The organism is Tistlia consotensis USBA 355 (assembly GCF_900177295.1).
GTDB lineage: Bacteria > Pseudomonadota > Alphaproteobacteria > Kiloniellales > DSM-21159 > Tistlia > Tistlia consotensis.
This window is the reverse complement of sequence record NZ_FWZX01000012.1, coordinates 42,756-57,548: the sequence shown is the minus strand read 5'-3', so window position 1 is coordinate 57,548 and position 14,793 is coordinate 42,756. Positions and strand designations below refer to the sequence as shown.

The window sequence follows — 14,793 nt, the reverse complement described above, 5'->3', positions numbered from 1 at the left end:
TAAAGCCGCTCCTCTCGTCGCTCGCTCACTCGCCGGCGTGGCACAGCAGCTCGGGCTGCCTCGGCGGCTCGTCGGCCGGGTCGGCGACGACGGCCGGGCCCATGCGGTCCGCCCAGGAGCGGAAGATGTCCTGCATCGTGCGGCTCTCCTCGGCGCCGGCGAGGCCGAGCGAGGGCTTGCGCTGCGGATCGAGCCGCAGGTGCTGGGTGATCGTCGAGCCGTAGGCCTCCGGCGCCTGCGGGTCGTGGCGCACCTTGTCGATCATCAGCACCCGCGTGCCCAGGGTGAAGGCCTCCTGGATGTCGTGGGTGACCATGATGATGATCATCCGGTTGGCCCGCCAGAGGTCGAGGATCAGCCCGTGCATCGACTTCTTGGTGCTCTGGTCGAGCGCGCCGAAGGGCTCGTCGAGCAGCAGGACCTTCGGCTCCATGATCAGCGCCTGGGCGATCGCCAGGCGCTGCTGCATGCCGCCGGACAGCTGCACGGGGTACTTGTCGACCGCGTCGGCCAGGCCGACCTGCCCGAGCAGGCCGCGCGCCTTCTCCTCGAGCTCGCGCCGGGCCTTGCCGAACAGCCGGCCGAGGAAGCGGCTGCGCGTCAGCTCCGGCCCGATCATGACGTTGTGCAGCACGGTCTTGTGCGGGAAGACCGAGTAGCGCTGGAAGACCACGCCGCGGTCGGCCTCCGGCTCCGGGGCGATCGGCCTGCCGTCGATCTCGATCGAGCCGCGGGTCGGCGTCTCCTGGCTGAGCAGCAGGCGCAGGAAGGTGGTCTTGCCGGCGCCCGAGGGGCCGAGCACGACACAGAACTCGTGGTCGGTCAGCGTCAGGTTGACGCGCTCCAGCACCGGAACGCGGTCGTAGTCCTTGAACAGGTCCTTGACGACGATTTCGGTCACGCGCGCTCCTTCACGAAGCCAGATGATGCCAGCGGCAGGTCCAGCGGGACAGGCGGTCGAGGGCGAAATCCATGGCGAAGGCCAGGAAGGTGATCCAGGCGACGTAGGGCAGGATGATCTCCATCGAGAGATAGCGCCGGACCAGGAAGATGCGGTAGCCGAGGCCGCCTTCCGAGGCGATCGCCTCGGCGGCGATCAGGAACAGCCAGGCCGCGCCGAGCCCCAGGCGCAGGCCGGTGTAGAGCCGCGGCAGGACCTGCGGGAAGACGATCTGGGTCATCATCTGCCAGGTGCTGGCGTTGAGCGTCTGCGCCTTGATCAGCTGCTCCCTCGGGATCTGGGTCACGGCGATCGTGACGTCCCGGATCATGAAGGGCGCGATGCCGAAGACGATCAGCACGATCTTGGAGGTCTCGCCGAGGCCGAAGATGATGAAGAGGATCGGCAGCACGGCGAGCGGCGGGATCAGCGAGAAGGCCGCCATGAAGGAGTTCAGGAACTGCTGCAGGTAGGGGATCAGGCCGATCGGCACGCCGATCACGATGCACAGCAGCGTCGAGATGCCGAGCCCCAGGCCGAGGCGCTGCAGGCTGACCAGCGTGTCGGTCCAGAACACGTACTCGCCGGTCCGCCGGTTCGGCTCGAAGGCGAGGTGGCTCATCGCGTCGACGAAGGTCGCGAAGGCCGGCATCAGCTTGTCGTCGGCGTTCTCGGCCAGCCGCGCCTGCGAGCCGACGGCGTAGGCCGCGATCAGCAGCACGAAGGGCAGCATGGCCAGCAGCAGGCCCGTCAGCCGGTCCGGGTGATAGTTGATGATCCGACGCATGGTCTGTGCGTGTGCCCGCCGGCCCTTCCACGCGGCCGGGCGGCGGACGGCCTCCGCCGCCCGCCGCCCGCGGTGCGCAAGCCTAGAGCTGGCCCTTGGCCGCCATCTCGGTGAAGGAGGGATCGATGCGCAGCTTGACGTTGCTCGGGTCGCCGAGCACCGAGCCGTCGGGGAAGGCGATGCCGACGAAGTCCTCGTTCTTGGCGTTCTCGCCGAACAGGCCGACCTTGTAGGAGAACTTGCGCACGAAGTCCCAGGTCTTCTTGTGCCGCTCCGAGGTCATCAGGTCGAGCGCGTCCGCCGGCTTGGCATAGAGGAAGGTGTCGTCGAGCTGCGCCTTGAAGTCGGCGACCGAGCCGCCGCTCATGTCGGCCATGTCGGCGATCATCTTCTCGGCCTCGGGCGTGCCGCTGGTCATCATCGCCAGGGTCTCGTACCAGGCGCCGACCAGGGCCTTGGCGACCTCCGGGTGCGCCTTGACGTCCTCGGTGTGCATCAGCATGCAGTCGACGATCTCCTCGGGAATCTTCGAGCTGTCGAAGATCTCCTTCACCCCCGGGACCTTCTGGTGCATCTGCTGCAGCATCGGGTTCCAGGTCACGGCGTGCTTGATCTCGTCGGAGCCGATGAAGGCCGAGGCGATGTCGGCGTCGGTGATGTTCACCGTCTTCACGTCGGGCAGGTCGAGGCCGTTCATCTGCAGCGCGCGCGACAGCAGGTAGTGCGAGACGGTCAGCTCGAAGAGGTAGACCGTCTGGCCCTTCAGATCCTTAACCGAGTCGGCGGTGCGCGACAGGATGCCGTCGTTGCCGTTCGAGTAGTCGCCGACCAGCATGATCGTCGTGTCGACGCCGCCGGCCGCCGGGATGGTCAGGCCGTCCATGCTGGCGACCGCCATGCCGTCCAGCTCGCCCGCGGTGAACTGGTTGATGCCGCCGACGTAGTCGTTGACCTGGATGAGCTGGATGTCGACGCCGTACTTCTTCGCCCACTTGGCGAGGATGCCGTGCTCCTGCATCCAGCCGTAGGGCATGAAGCCGACGTAGATGTTCCAGGCGAAGCGCCAGGTCTTGGCCTCGGCGGCGCCGCCGGTCAGCAGGCTGACCGCCAGAGCCGCGGCGGCGACGGTTGCTATCAAGCCCTTGTGAAACCTCATTTTTCTCTCTCCCTCCGGGAACGCACTTCGGAAAAGCGGTTGATCGTTGTCGCGATGCCGGCGGCTCACGTCGTGGCCCGGCCCCTGGCCTCGGGAACCGCCGGCCAGTCCTCGGCGAGGGCCCGCTCGATCCAGGCGGCGAGGTCCTCGACGATCGTCTCGACCATGGCCGCGCCGTCGCGGGCGCTGGCTTCGCTGGGCCGGCCGACGACGCCGTTCGGGGTCGTCGCCGGCATCGGATAGGAGAAGACGCGGCCCGGCGTGACGTCGGGCACGTCCTCGGCCGCCGCGGCGCGCACCATCTCGGGGCGCAGGTGCAGCAGGATCGAGGTCTCGCCGCGGTTGGCGTGGATGTCGTCGCCGTCGCGGGTGTAGAGCGCGCCGACCCGCTTGGAGATCTCCCAGAGCCCCATGGTCGCGTAGCGGCTCTCGGGGAACTCGTAGCGCAGCTGCAGGATCGCGCTCTGCAGCGACGGGCCGTTGGTCGCGTGGCCGGACAGCAGCAGCACCCGCTTGAAGCCGTTGGCCGCCAGCCAGCGGCCGAGCTCCAGCACGACCTGGGTCAGGGTCATGGGATGCAGCGACAGGGTGCCGGGCCACTTGTCGGTATGGCCCAGCGAGCAGCCGTAGGGCAGGCCCGGCAGGACGATGCCGCCGGCGCGCTCGGCGGCCAGCTCGGCCAGGGTCTCCGCCGAGACCGTGTCGCAGCCGCAGGCGAGGTGCGGGCCGTGCTGCTCGGTGGCCCCGACCGGCAGCACCGCGAGGTCCATGCCGGCGCCGAGCAGCGCGCCGATCTCGGTGCTGGTCATCAGGTCCCACCGGGGCATTCGCGAGTTCCTCCTCGCCGCCTCTCGGGCCGCAGCGGCCCGCCGCAGGCGGTCGTTGCTCGATACGAAAGGAGTAGCTGCAACTGTCGTGCCAAGGGGGCGGGGTCGCGATGCTGCGCTGCAGCGACGGCTGTGCCGGGGCGGCTCCGGCCGAATCTGGCCAGTTCGAAGGCTAAGTGCCTATTTCTTGGCCAATCGGATGATGCAGCGCAAAAGATGGGCAGCGGAAAGCCGCGAGGTATGCTCTGGCGCGGCCATTGCATCGTCCCGCTCTCGCCGAACGAGGGTCCACCCCCCTGCCTGGGAGAGCATTGCATGAACGATCCGGTCCGCGTCGCCGAGCTGAAGAAGCAGCTGATCGCCGAGGGCGTGCGGTACTGCTTCGCCGCCTACGTCGACGTCCATGGCGTGCCGAAGTCGAAGACCGTGCCGGTCGAGAAGTTCGACAAGATGGCGATGGGCTCCGAGCTCTACACGGTCGGCGCGCTGGAAGGCATGGGCCTGATCGGTCCGGAGAAGGACGAGTGCGCGGCGGTGCCCGACCTGGACAGCCTGATCGTGCTGCCCTGGGACAAGCGCTACGCCTGGTTCGCCGCCGACCTCCACTATCACGGCGCGCCCTATCCGAACTGCAGCCGCACGATCCTGAAGCGCCAGCTGGCGAGGGCGGCCGAGGCCGGCTACCGCTTCAACCTCGGCATCGAGCCGGAGTTCTACGTGCTGCGCCCGCCCAGCGCGACTCAGGGCGGCGGCGGGCGGCCGGAGCAGCTGCAGGCCTCCCGCTTCCTCGGGCCCTGCCCGGGCTACGACGTGCACCAGACCTGGCAGTCGATGGACTTCCTCGACCCGATCGTCGGCTACATGAACCAGCTCGGCTGGGGCGTCTATTCCTTCGACGCCGAGGGCGGCAACGGCCAGTACGAGCTCGACTTCGCCTTCGCCGACGCGCTGACCATGGCCGACCGCATGGTCTTCCTGCGCTTCATGCTGCGCAGCCACGCCGAGACGCTGGGCGCCGTCGCGACCTTCATGCCCAAGCCCTTCGCCGACGACTTCCGCTCGGGCGCGCACTTCAACATGTCGCTGGCCGACCCCGAGGCCGGCACCAACCTGTTTGACCGCGCGCTGGTCGGCAGCGGCGACTTCGCCGCGCGCTACGGCATCGGCTTCCCGGACCTCGGCTACCACTTCGTCGCCGGCCTGCTGGAGCACGCCGGCGCGCTGGCCGCCGTGACCTGCCCGACGCACAACAGCTACAAGGGACTGGTCGCCCAGGGCGACATGCCCGACATGTCCTGGGCCCCGGTGCTGCGCTGCTACGGCAACAACAACCGCTCGGCCATGCTGCGCCTGCCGATGAACCGGCCCTGCATCGAGAACCGGGCGCCCGACATCAGCTGCAACATCCACCTGGGCGCCGCCCTGTCGCTGGCGGCCGGGCTCGACGGCATCGAGCGCCGGCTCGACCCGGGCGTGCCGCTCAACGACAACCTCTACCAGCGGCTCGGCAAGCCCTCGGCGCGCGGCAGGATCGACGCCGGCAACGGCCTCAGCATCTCGCGCCTGCCGCGCACCCTGCTCGAGGCCCTGGAGCACTTCGAGGAGGACCCGCTGGTCGTCGAGGCCTTCGGCGAGGAGTTCCGGGACATCTACCTGGCGCAGAAGCTGAAGGAGTGGGACCACGGCTTCTACGCGGTCTCGGCCGAGGAGCGCGCGCGCCAGCTGACCTTCATCTGACCGACGGGCATCCGACCGACGGGGGCGTTTCTGCCGCGCGGCGGCGCCATTGCGGCCGCCGCGCGGCGCGCCCATATGCGCTGGCACCCCGCGGCCCCGGGCCCCTCTGGCGAGAGATGCCGGATCTCTCGCGATGTCGGAGCCGCCGTTCGGTCGATGCCGGCGGACGTCACGTTCCATGGAGACCCTGCTTGTCGGCGTGATGGGCACGCCCTTGTGGGCGTGGCTCGGCTTCCTCGTCCTGGTGCTCCTGCTGCTCGCCTTCGACCTCGGGGTGCTGCACCGGCGCTGCCATGAGATCGGCCTGCGCGAAAGCCTGCTGCTCTCGGCCTTCTATGTCGGCCTGGGCGTCGCCTTCGGCGGCCTGGTCGGTCTGCAGTTCGGCGCGGACGCGGCGGTCGACTACTGGACCGGCTTCGTCGTCGAGAAGTCGCTGGCGCTCGACAACATCTTCGTCATCGCGACGATCTTCGGCTACTTCGCGATCCCGCGCGCCTATCAGCACCGGGTGCTGATCTTCGGGGTGCTCGGCGTGATCGTGCTGCGCGGCCTGATGATCGGCGCCGGCGCCGCCCTGCTCCAGCAGTTCCACTGGCTGCTCTACCTCTTCGCCGGCTTCCTCGTGGTGACCGGCGTGCGGCTGCTGGTCACGGCCGACCAGGGCTACGACGTCGCCGCCAACCCGCTGCTGAGGCTGCTGCAGCGCCGCTGCCGCGTGGCCCCGTGCCTGCACGGCGACCGTTTCTTCCTGCGCCTGCCCGATCCCGCGACGGGCCGGCTGTTGCGCTACGCGACGCCGCTGTTCCTCGCGCTGGTGCTGGTCGAGATCGCCGACGTGATCTTCGCGGTCGATTCGGTCCCGGCGATCTTCGCCATCACCACCGACCCCTTCGTCGTCTACAGCTCGAACATCTTCGCGATCCTCGGCCTGAGGGCGCTGTTCTTCGCGCTCGCCGCGGTGATCCACCGCTTCGCCGACCTGAAGTACGCCCTGGCCGTGGTGCTGCTCTTCATCGGCGGCAAGATCCTCGCCGCCGACTGGCTCGGCCTGGCCGAGATCTCGCCGCTCTGGTCGCTCTCGGTCACGCTCGCCATCCTGGTCTCGGGCCTTCTGGTCTCGCTCTGGCGCACCGCCCGGCCGCAGGCCGCGGCGGCGCCGGCGTCGGCCGGGGGGACGCCGGCGGACCGCCAGGCCGCCGACTGAGCCGGAGGCCGTGGCCGTGACGCTGGCCTTGCCGATCGCGCCCGACCGGGCCCGCCGCCGGCCGACGCGCCTCGCGGCGCTGCTCCTGCTGGCGCTGTTCCTGCCGTCGCTGTTCCTGCCGTCGCTCTGGGGCGGGAGCGCCGAACCGGGGCCGCGGCACGCCGTCGCGCCGCGCGCCGGAGCGGCCGGTGAACAGCTCCGGTCGAGCGACGGCGCCGCACCGGCCCCGGCGATCCTGCCCGACCGGTCCGGACCGGAAGCGTCCGTGCTCGAGCCGTCGGTGCGCCGGCTCGTGAAGCTCGCCGAGGCCTCGGCCTCGCCGACGGCCCTGCCGGCCGCCGTCCCCGTCGCCGAGGCCCCGGTCGCGGCGGGCGGGAGGGTCTTCGCCGCCGCCCCGGCCTGGGCGCCGCAGCCCGCCCGGTCGCGGCTCCGCAACCGCGGCCCGCCGTCCGCCTGAACGGCGGCAGGCCGCGCCCTGCGGCGCGGTTGCCGGCTCGTTCGATCGAGCGGATCTCGGGATCAACGGCGGCTCCGCGGTCGCCGCGGAGCCGCGGCGGACGGATCGAAACACCATGGTTGCGAACGCCTGTTGGAACCCCTCGGCCGGAGCCTCCGGCCGCAGGGTCGGTCTTCGTGCTCAGGCGCTGCTGGTCGGCGTCAGCGTCTTCATCATCACCGGCCTGTGCCTGGGCGTCACGGCCGGGGCCCTCGCCGGGGCCGGCCTGTCCCTGCTCGGCGTCGGCGACGCCGCGAGCCTCGCCGCGGCCTTCCTGGCCGCGGCGGCCAGCCTGCCGGTCGCCGGCTGGCTCGGCTGGCGGAGCTACCGCCTCGAGGCGACCGGCGAGGTCGACAAGGCGGCCGAGCACCTCGGCCCCGCCGGCAGGGGCGGCCGGGAGCCGTGAGCCGCGAGCCGTGAAGCCAGGGCCCGGCCTCCCGCCCGAGGGGCCGGGCCGGCTCGTGCCCTCGGATCGGGGCGTCAGATCGCGATCTGCGAGCCCAACTCGACGACCCGGTTGGGCGGCAGGGCGTAGAAGTCGGTCGGATCGGCGGCGACCTCGGCCAGGGCGATGAACAGCTTGTCCTGCCAGGCGGGCAGGCCGGAGCGGGGATCGGGCCGCAGCTTGCGGCGGCCCAGGAAGAAGGAGGTCGACATCATGTCGAACGCCAGCCCGTGCCGGCGGCACTGGCGCAGGGCCTTCGGCACCTCCGGCGTCTCCATGTAGCCGAAGCGCAGCTCGACCCGCAGGAAGCGGTCGCCCAGACGCTCGACCGACACGCGCTCGTCGTCGGGCACGCGGGGCGTCTCGGCGGTCCGCACGGTCAGCACGATGTTGCGCCGGTGCAGGGCATGGTTGTGCTTGAGGTTGTGCAGCAGCGCGCCGGGGGCAGTCAGCGGATCGCCGGTCAGGAACACCGCGGTGCCGGGGACGAGCGCCGCGCGGCTACCGCCGAGGCTCTCGACGAAGCCCTCCAGCGGCACCAGCGAGGCGCGCGTCTTGTCGAACAGGATGGCGGCGCCCCGGGTCCAGGTCCACATGACGACGCCCAGCAGGGCGGCGATCAGGATCGGCACGTAGCCGCCTTCCGGCAGCTTCAGCAGGTTGGCGGCGAGGAACGCCAGCTCGACGCCGAGCAGCGGCGCGACGGCGGCCAGTGCGCCGGCCAGCGGCCAGCCCCAGCCGTGCCGGACAAAGAGGAAGGCCAGCAGGCTGGTGACGATCATCGTGCCGGTGACCGCGATGCCGTAGGCCGAGGCCAGGGCGTCCGAGCTCTCGAACAGCAGCACGAGCAGCAGGACCGCGGCGAGCAGCAGCCAGTTGACCAGCGGCAGGTAGATCTGCCCGGTGCGGGTCTCCGAGGTGTGCCGGATGACGAGCCGCGGCAGCAGGCCCAGCTGGATCGCCTGCTGGGTCAGGGAATAGGTGCCGGTGATCACCGCCTGGCTGGCGATCACCGTCGCGACGGTCGCGAGCAGGACCAGCGGCAGCAGCGCCCAGCCCGGAACCAGCAGGAAGAAGGGATCGGTGAAGGCCTCCGGCCGCTGCAGCACCAGCGCGTCCTGGCCGAGGTAGTTGACGGCCAGGGAGGGGAAGACCAGGCCGAGCCAGGCGATGCGGATCGGCCGCCGGCCGAAGTGGCCGAGGTCGGCGTAGAGCGCCTCGGCGCCGGTGACCGCCAGGAAGGTCGCGCCGAGCACCAGCAGGCTGACGGTGCCGTGGCCGGCCAGGAAGCGCAGCGCCTCGAGCGGGTCCAGCGCGGCCAGGATCGCCGGCTGGCCGACGATCTGGCGGGCGCCAGCGACCGCCATCACCAGGAACCAGAGCGCGGTGATCGGGCCGAACCAGCGGGCGATGGCGCCGGTCCCCCGGTGCTGGACGGCGAAGAGCGCGACCAGGATGGCGACGGCGAGCGGCAGCACGTAGGGCGCGAGGTCCGGCGTGACGAGGCCGAGACCCTCGACGGCGGACAGCACCGAGATCGCCGGCGTGATCGCGGCGTCGCCGTAGAACAGGGCCGCGCCGGCGATGCCGAGCAGCAGCAGGACGGCCGTGCGCCGCCCCAGGGCCGACTGGGTCAGCGCCAGCAGCGACAGCGTGCCGCCCTCGCCGTGGTTGTCGGCGCGCAGCAGGAACAGCACGTACTTGCCGGTCACGATGACGATCAGCGCCCAGAGCAGCAGCGAGACCACGCCGATCACCTCCGACGGCAGCAGGCCGTCCCGGGCCGCGTAGCGCAGGCCCTCGCGCAGCGCATAGAGCGGGCTGGTGCCGATGTCGCCGTAGACGACGCCGATCGAGCCGAGCGTCAGGGCCGCGACGCCCTGGCCGGCCTGGCCGTCGGCGCCGGGGCCCCGGGCCTCCGCCGCCTCCTCGACGGTGTCGAGGGCCGGCTGCCCGCTTTCGGCTGGCTCCTGGCTCATCGTCGGCAGCCTCCCTCCCGCTTGGCGGTCTCGCCCGCAGTCTGCATCAAGTCGCAGCCGGATATCAGCGCCGGGCCTGCAGGGCAGGCTGCGCATGATCGGCGGGTGGGCGTGATCCGCCGAGCGACGTCTCGTCACGGTCGCGGGAGAGAACCGCGCGCGCCTCTCTTCGTTGCCCTGTCGCCGCGGCCGCTTCCCGGCCGGGCCCTTCTGAGGAGACTCGATCAATGTCCGACAGGGCGGGATCGCCGAGCCAGGCAGAGCTGGCGGCGGGTGGCGAGGCGCCGACGCGTCGCGACTTCCTGACGCTCACGACAGCGGCGTTCGGCCTGCTGGGCGCAGGCATCGTCGCCTGGCCGATGATCGACAGCATGAACCCCTCTGCCGACGTGCTCGCCCTCTCGACCGTCGACGTCGATCTCTCGCCGGTCCAGGTCGGCCAGCGCATCACCGCCACCTGGCGGGGCAAGCCGATCTTCATCGACCGCCGCACGCGGCAGGAGGTCGCCGAGGCCCGAGCCGCCGACCACAGCCCGACCCTGATCGATCCGGCGACCGACGCCTCGCGGGTCAAGCGCCAGCCCTGGCTGGTCGTGATCGGCATCTGCACGCACCTCGGCTGCGTGCCGCTCGGCCAGAAGCCCGGCGATCCGCGCGGGCCCTACGGCGGCTACTTCTGTCCCTGCCACGGCTCGATCTACGACACCGCCGGCCGTGTCCGCCACGGCCCGGCGCCCAAGAACCTCTACCTGCCGCCCTACGAGTTCCGCTCCGACACGAAGCTGCGCATCGGCTGAGCGGGGCGAGATCCTTCGTCCCGTCGGTCAGGCGCGCGCCGCCTGCGCGACCCTGTGCCGGACGGCTTCCGCGAGCAGGGCGGTCAGATCGATGGCGTTGCTCGCGTGGGCGATGGAGTTGCTGGTGGCGATGCGCGCGGCCCCGGCCTGCCGCAGCGCATCGTAGGCCCCCTCGGCGAAGACGCCGTGGACGGCAAGGCAGACCGGCGCGGCGAGCCCGGCGTCGCGCAGGTGGCCGATCGTCTCGATCATCGTCCGGCCCGTCGAGACGATGTCGTCGACCAGCACCGGCGTGTGGTCGTGCCAGCGCCCGACCTCGGGCAGCGAGACCTCGACGGCGCGGTCGCCGTGCCGGACCTTCTGCAGCACGACATGGGGCGCACCGGCCTCGGCCGCGACCGCGGCGACCCACTGCTCGCTCTCGGCGTCGGGGCCGACCAGGAGCGGCCGCTCGACCTCGGCGGCGATCCAGCGGGCGAGCAGGGGGGCCGCGTGCAGCGCGACCGCGGGGATCCCGTAGACCTCGGAGAGCGCCCCCAGGCGGTGCAGGTGCGGGTCGACTGTGACCAGCCAGTCCAGGGCACCGTCGAGGACCCGCGCGAAGGCCCGCGAGGTCACCGCCTCGCCCGGCCGGAAGCGGCGGTCCTGGCGCAGGTAGGCGAGATAGGGGGCCGCCAGGCCGACCGAGCTTGCGCCGAGATCGCGTGCCGCGGCCGCGGCGAACAGCAGGGGCGCCAGCTTGCCGTCCGGCCGGTCGAGGGTGCAGAGCAGCACGACCGGCCGCCCGACGACGGGGCTGTCGTAGCGCAGGTAGGTCTCGCCGTCGGGGAAATGGCGGAGCTCCATCAGGGCCTGCTCGGCGCCGATGGCCTCGGCGATCGCCGCCGACAGCGGCTCGCTGCCCGGCAGCGTGACCAGCAGCGGCTTCATCGTCCCTCCGACAGTGCGATCATGTCCGGATTCGCCGCCGCGTAGTCCAGGCTGTAGGACAGTTCGCCCGGCGCCTCGGCGTGGACGGTATAGAGCGGCTCGCCGGTCTCGACCTCGGTGCCGAGGTGGACGTGCAGCTCGACCCCGGCAGCCTTGGCGTCCGGCGCGCCGGCCAGCTTCGCGACCTTGGCGAGGCGCCGGTTGTCGATCGCCAGGACCCGTCCCGAGGCGCCGGACGTGACCGTGTGGCGGTGCGCCGCCGTCGGCGGCTCGCGCAGGCCGCCCTGGGCCTCGCAGATCCGCTGGAACTTGGCCCAGGCCCGGCCGTCGGCCAGCGTGCGGGTCGCGAGCGCCTCGCCCTCGCCCGACGCGGCGGCGCCGGCCAGCTCCAGCAGGGCGCCGGCCAGGGTGATGGAGCGCGCGCGCAGATCGCTCGGCGCTCCCGCCGTGCCCTGCAGCACGGCGAGCACGTCGAGGGCCTCGAGCGACGGGCCGATGCCGTGGCCGACCGGCTGGCGGCCGTCGGAGATCAGCACGCGCGCCTCGATGTCGAAGGCGCGGGCGACCGCCAGCAGCGATTCCGACAGGGCCGACGCGGCCTCGCCGCTGCGCACCTTCGCGGTCGGCCCGACGGGCAGGTCGAGGACCAGGTGGGTCGAGCCGGCGGCGATCTTCTTCGACAGCACCGAGGCGATGAGCTGGCCCTCGCTGTCCAGGTCGAGCGCGCGCTCGACGCGGATCAGCGTGTCGTCGGCGGGGCTGAGGCGCACGGCGCCGCCCCAGACGATGCAGCCGCCCTCCTGCTCGACGACGCGGCGCATGCTCGCGAGGTCGAGGTCGACCGGTGCCAGCGTCTCCATGGCGTCGGCGGTGCCGGCCGGCGAGGTGATCGCCCGCGACGAGGTCTTCGGCATGGTCAGGCCGCAGGCCGCGACGATCGACACCACGATCGGCGTCGTGCGGTTGCCCGGCAGGCCGCCGACGCAGTGCTTGTCGACGACCGGCCGCACCGACCAGCTCAGCCGATCGCCGGCTTCGGTCATCGCGGCGGTCAGGCCGATCATCTCCTGGAGGTCGAGGGGCCGAGCCGAGCAGGCGGTGATGAAGGACGAGAGATGGATGTCGGAATAGCGGCCGGCGACGACGTCGGTGATGATCGTCTTGAGCGCGCGGGCGTCGAGCGTCTCGCCGTAGACCTTGCCGCGCACGCGGCTCAGCGACTCCAGCGGGTCCGGGTGGGTGACGGTGATCGTCTCGGCGCCGTCCTCGTGCCCGTCGAGGCCGAGGCGCAGCCAGGCGGTCTCCGACAGCGCGGCCTCGGCCGGCGCCAGCAGGTCGCTGGTCATCTGGTAGAGCGTCGCGATGATCGAGCGGCCGTCGCGGGACAGCTTGACCCGGGCATGGGCGGTGAAGCCCTCGGCCCGGCAGACCGGGCAGTCGTCGCGCATGAACACGACCGCCTCGTAGTGGGTGTCGATGCCGGCCCGCCGGACCCGCACCCTGTTCGGCACCGGTTCCTGGAGGGCCAGGCGCTCCTGGGGATCGGGGCTCATGCCAGCTCGGTCTCCTCCCGGTACTCGGGCACGGTGCAGGGCCAGCCCAGCTCCTCCTCGATGCGGTGGCGCAGGGCGTCGGAGGCGGCCGGCTCGCCGTGGGTCACGAAGGTCATCCTGGGCGCGCGCTCGAACTTGCCGAGCCAGCCCATGATCTCGTCCGCGTCGGCATGGGCCGACAGCATGTGCAGGTTATCGACCTCGGCGCGCACCGGCACGTACTCGCCGTGGATCTTGACCCGCTCGGCGCCGGAGGTCATCGCGGCGCCCCGCGTGCCGCCGGCCTGGAAGCCGGCGAAGAGGATCGTGTTGCGCGGGTCGGGCGCGAAGCGCTTCAGGTGGTGCAGCACCCGCCCGCCGGTCGCCATGCCGCTCGCCGAGATGATGATCTTTGGCATCGCCTCGCGGTCCAGCGCCTTCGACTCCTGGGGCTCGCGCACGTAGCGGGCGACGCGACAGGCGACCTCGGCCTGGTGCTGGCTCAGGCGGTGCTCCTCGGCGTGGCGGCAGAACAGCTCGGTCGCGTCGATCGCCATCGGGCTGTCGAGGTACATCGGCAGGTCGGGGATGCGCTTGGCCGCCTTCAGGCGCTGCAGGTGATAGAGCAGGGTCTGCGCCCGGCCGACGGCGAAGGAGGGGATCAGGATCGTGCCGCCGCGCGCCGCCGTCCGGTTGATCACCTCGGCGAGCGCCTCCTCCGGATCGCGCCGCTCGTGCAGGCGGTCGCCGTAGGTCGATTCGACGACCAGGTAGTCGGCGCTCGCGATCGGCGTCGGATCCAGCATGGTGGCGCTGTTCGGCCGGCCGAGGTCGCCGGAGAAGACGAGGCGGCGGCCGGCACAGCTCAGCTCGACGATGGCCGCGCCGAGGATGTGGCCGGCCGGCAGGAAGCGGGCCGACAGCCCGTCGGCGACCGTCCGTTCCGTGTCGAACGGCACCGCCGAGAAGCGCTCGAGGGCGGCCTCGGCGTCGGCCTGGTCGTAGAGCGGCAGGGCCGGGCGGTGCTTGGAGAAGCCGTGCCGGTTGGCGAACTCGGCGTCCTTCTCCTGCAGGTAGCCGCTGTCCGGCAGCAGGATGGCGCAGAGCTCGCGGGTGCCCTCGGTGCAGTAGATCGGGCCGCGGAAGCCCTTCTTGACCAGCAGCGGGATGTAGCCCGAATGGTCCAGGTGCGCGTGGGTCAGGACCACGGCGTCGATGCTCTTCGCGGCGACCGGCAGCGGCGCCCAGTTGCGCAGGCGCAGCTGCTTGAAGCCCTGGAACAGGCCGCAGTCGAGCAGCACCCGCGCGCCGTCGATCTCGATCAGGTACTTGGAGCCGGTGACCGTGCCGACGGCGCCGAGGAACGACAGGCTGATGCCCATGGAACGCGACCTCCCGTGACGGCTCTTCTCGCTCGATGGCGGCATCGGCCCCGCCGTCGTGGACCGATCACGGTCGATAGCTTGGCCGGGCGCGCCGCCGAATGACCAGGATCAATCGCGCCTGGCCGGATCTTCCGTGCGCCGGGCGCGGGCGCGCGCGGCCCGGCCCAGCGGCGGTCCGGCGCTGTCCGTCGGACCGGCCTCCCCGGTCTCACTTCTCGCCCGACGGTGCCCGCAGGCACGGCCAGGGGCAATCGGCGGCGCGATTAAATCTCTGTCATCGCAGGGCCAGCGCGTTGCGGCCAGCCGGGCCGGGATCTAGTCTTGCCGCGGACCACGGGAGGGAAGGCGATGAGCGAACCGGTCGACGACATCACCATCGACGGCGAGGTCTTCGTCGTGCTGATCAACGACGAGGAGCAGTACTCGCTCTGGCCCGCGGGCAAGGAGGTGCCGGCCGGCTGGCAGCGGGTGCATGGCCCCGCCGCCAAGCCGGAGTGCCTGGCCTACGTCGAGGAGCACTGGACCGACATGCGCCCGAAGAGCCTGCGCGAGGCGATGGGCGGCTGATCCGTCCGGCG

Annotated in this window: 14 protein-coding genes; 6 read left to right on the top strand and 8 right to left on the bottom strand. The window is 71.6% G+C overall.

What is annotated here, in order from left to right; all coding sequences use genetic code 11:
- Window positions 1–25: 25 nt before the first annotated feature.
- The 4 genes from B9O00_RS15425 to B9O00_RS15410 all read right to left on the bottom strand — a co-directional run bounded on the left by B9O00_RS15425 (window position 26) and on the right by B9O00_RS15410 (window position 3,710).
- Entirely contained in the window at window positions 26–901 is an 876-nt protein-coding gene (locus B9O00_RS15425) for an ATP-binding cassette domain-containing protein (protein ID WP_085123588.1), read from the bottom strand.
- 10 nt (window positions 902–911) lie between these two features.
- Window positions 912–1,727: an ABC transporter permease gene (locus tag B9O00_RS15420; protein WP_085123587.1), complete on the bottom strand. Its 816-nt coding sequence runs from the start codon at window positions 1,725–1,727 to the stop codon at window positions 912–914.
- An 82-nt stretch (window positions 1,728–1,809) separates the two neighbouring features.
- Window positions 1,810–2,883 carry a putative urea ABC transporter substrate-binding protein gene (locus tag B9O00_RS15415; protein WP_085123586.1) on the bottom strand — a complete coding sequence of 358 codons (1,074 nt, stop codon included), beginning with the start codon at window positions 2,881–2,883 and terminating at the stop codon, window positions 1,810–1,812.
- A gap of 65 nt (window positions 2,884–2,948) precedes the next feature.
- Window positions 2,949–3,710, bottom strand: a complete 762-nt coding sequence (locus tag B9O00_RS15410; RefSeq protein ID WP_179243952.1) for a creatininase family protein — start codon at window positions 3,708–3,710, stop codon at window positions 2,949–2,951.
- 315 nt (window positions 3,711–4,025) lie between these two features.
- Between B9O00_RS15410 and B9O00_RS15405 the strand changes: the two genes are divergently transcribed.
- The 4 genes from B9O00_RS15405 (at window position 4,026) to B9O00_RS15390 (ending at window position 7,553) form a co-directional block, all read left to right on the top strand.
- Entirely contained in the window at window positions 4,026–5,447 is a 1,422-nt protein-coding gene (locus B9O00_RS15405) for a glutamine synthetase (RefSeq protein WP_085123585.1), read from the top strand.
- Between the two features lie 178 nt (window positions 5,448–5,625).
- Entirely contained in the window at window positions 5,626–6,651 is a 1,026-nt protein-coding gene (locus B9O00_RS15400; RefSeq protein ID WP_085123584.1) for a TerC/Alx family metal homeostasis membrane protein, read from the top strand.
- A 16-nt stretch (window positions 6,652–6,667) separates the two neighbouring features.
- Window positions 6,668–7,108, top strand: a complete 441-nt coding sequence (locus B9O00_RS15395; protein ID WP_143596249.1) for a hypothetical protein — start codon at window positions 6,668–6,670, stop codon at window positions 7,106–7,108.
- 115 nt (window positions 7,109–7,223) lie between these two features.
- Window positions 7,224–7,553, top strand: coding sequence for a hypothetical protein (locus B9O00_RS15390; protein ID WP_085123582.1), 330 nt, complete (start codon window positions 7,224–7,226; stop codon window positions 7,551–7,553).
- Window positions 7,554–7,627: 74 nt separating this feature from the next.
- Here B9O00_RS15390 and B9O00_RS15385 read toward each other — a convergent pair whose 3' ends face one another.
- Window positions 7,628–9,571 (bottom strand): potassium transporter Kup, encoded by a 1,944-nt coding sequence (locus B9O00_RS15385; protein WP_085123581.1) that lies wholly within the window; start codon window positions 9,569–9,571, stop codon window positions 7,628–7,630.
- A 227-nt stretch (window positions 9,572–9,798) separates the two neighbouring features.
- On the opposite strand from B9O00_RS15385, the gene petA reads away from it, so the two are divergent.
- Window positions 9,799–10,368: a ubiquinol-cytochrome c reductase iron-sulfur subunit gene (gene petA, locus B9O00_RS15380; protein ID WP_085123580.1), complete on the top strand. Its 570-nt coding sequence runs from the start codon at window positions 9,799–9,801 to the stop codon at window positions 10,366–10,368.
- A 27-nt stretch (window positions 10,369–10,395) separates the two neighbouring features.
- Here petA and B9O00_RS15375 read toward each other — a convergent pair whose 3' ends face one another.
- Genes B9O00_RS15375 through B9O00_RS15365 form a run of 3 tightly spaced genes read right to left on the bottom strand, consistent with a single transcriptional unit; the run spans window position 10,396 to window position 14,212 of the window.
- Window positions 10,396–11,298, bottom strand: coding sequence for a ribose-phosphate diphosphokinase (locus tag B9O00_RS15375; protein ID WP_085123579.1), 903 nt, complete (start codon window positions 11,296–11,298; stop codon window positions 10,396–10,398).
- The gene (locus B9O00_RS15370; protein ID WP_085123578.1) at window positions 11,295–12,851 is read right to left on the bottom strand and encodes a thymidine phosphorylase family protein; all 1,557 of its coding nucleotides are present in this window, start codon (window positions 12,849–12,851) and stop codon (window positions 11,295–11,297) included. The genes B9O00_RS15375 and B9O00_RS15370 overlap by 4 nt, the downstream gene beginning before the upstream one ends.
- A complete protein-coding gene (locus tag B9O00_RS15365; protein WP_218822877.1) occupies window positions 12,848–14,212 on the bottom strand; it encodes an MBL fold metallo-hydrolase RNA specificity domain-containing protein in 1,365 nt (454 codons plus the stop codon). Before B9O00_RS15365 ends, B9O00_RS15370 begins: the two co-directional genes overlap by 4 nt.
- 351 nt (window positions 14,213–14,563) lie before the next feature.
- Between B9O00_RS15365 and B9O00_RS15360 the strand changes: the two genes are divergently transcribed.
- Entirely contained in the window at window positions 14,564–14,782 is a 219-nt protein-coding gene (locus B9O00_RS15360) for an MbtH family protein (RefSeq protein WP_085123577.1), read from the top strand.
- Window positions 14,783–14,793: the final 11 nt, after the last annotated feature.

Excerpts from the sequence above, each read along its gene's own strand:
- B9O00_RS15420 (WP_085123587.1), bottom strand. The coding sequence starts at position 1,727 with ATGCGTCGGATCATCAACTATCACCCGGACCGGCTGACGGGCCTGCTG.
- B9O00_RS15415 (WP_085123586.1), bottom strand. The coding sequence starts at position 2,883 with ATGAGGTTTCACAAGGGCTTGATAGCAACCGTCGCCGCCGCGGCTCTG.
- B9O00_RS15410 (WP_179243952.1), bottom strand. The coding sequence starts at position 3,710 with ATGCCCCGGTGGGACCTGATGACCAGCACCGAGATCGGCGCGCTGCTC.
- B9O00_RS15405 (WP_085123585.1), top strand. The coding sequence starts at position 4,026 with ATGAACGATCCGGTCCGCGTCGCCGAGCTGAAGAAGCAGCTGATCGCC.
- B9O00_RS15400 (WP_085123584.1), top strand. The coding sequence starts at position 5,626 with ATGGAGACCCTGCTTGTCGGCGTGATGGGCACGCCCTTGTGGGCGTGG.
- B9O00_RS15390 (WP_085123582.1), top strand. The coding sequence starts at position 7,224 with ATGGTTGCGAACGCCTGTTGGAACCCCTCGGCCGGAGCCTCCGGCCGC.
- B9O00_RS15385 (WP_085123581.1), bottom strand. The coding sequence starts at position 9,571 with ATGAGCCAGGAGCCAGCCGAAAGCGGGCAGCCGGCCCTCGACACCGTC.
- petA (WP_085123580.1), top strand. The coding sequence starts at position 9,799 with ATGTCCGACAGGGCGGGATCGCCGAGCCAGGCAGAGCTGGCGGCGGGT.
- B9O00_RS15375 (WP_085123579.1), bottom strand. The coding sequence starts at position 11,298 with ATGAAGCCGCTGCTGGTCACGCTGCCGGGCAGCGAGCCGCTGTCGGCG.
- B9O00_RS15370 (WP_085123578.1), bottom strand. The coding sequence starts at position 12,851 with ATGAGCCCCGATCCCCAGGAGCGCCTGGCCCTCCAGGAACCGGTGCCG.
- B9O00_RS15365 (WP_218822877.1), bottom strand. The coding sequence starts at position 14,212 with ATGGGCATCAGCCTGTCGTTCCTCGGCGCCGTCGGCACGGTCACCGGC.
- B9O00_RS15360 (WP_085123577.1), top strand. The coding sequence starts at position 14,564 with ATGAGCGAACCGGTCGACGACATCACCATCGACGGCGAGGTCTTCGTC.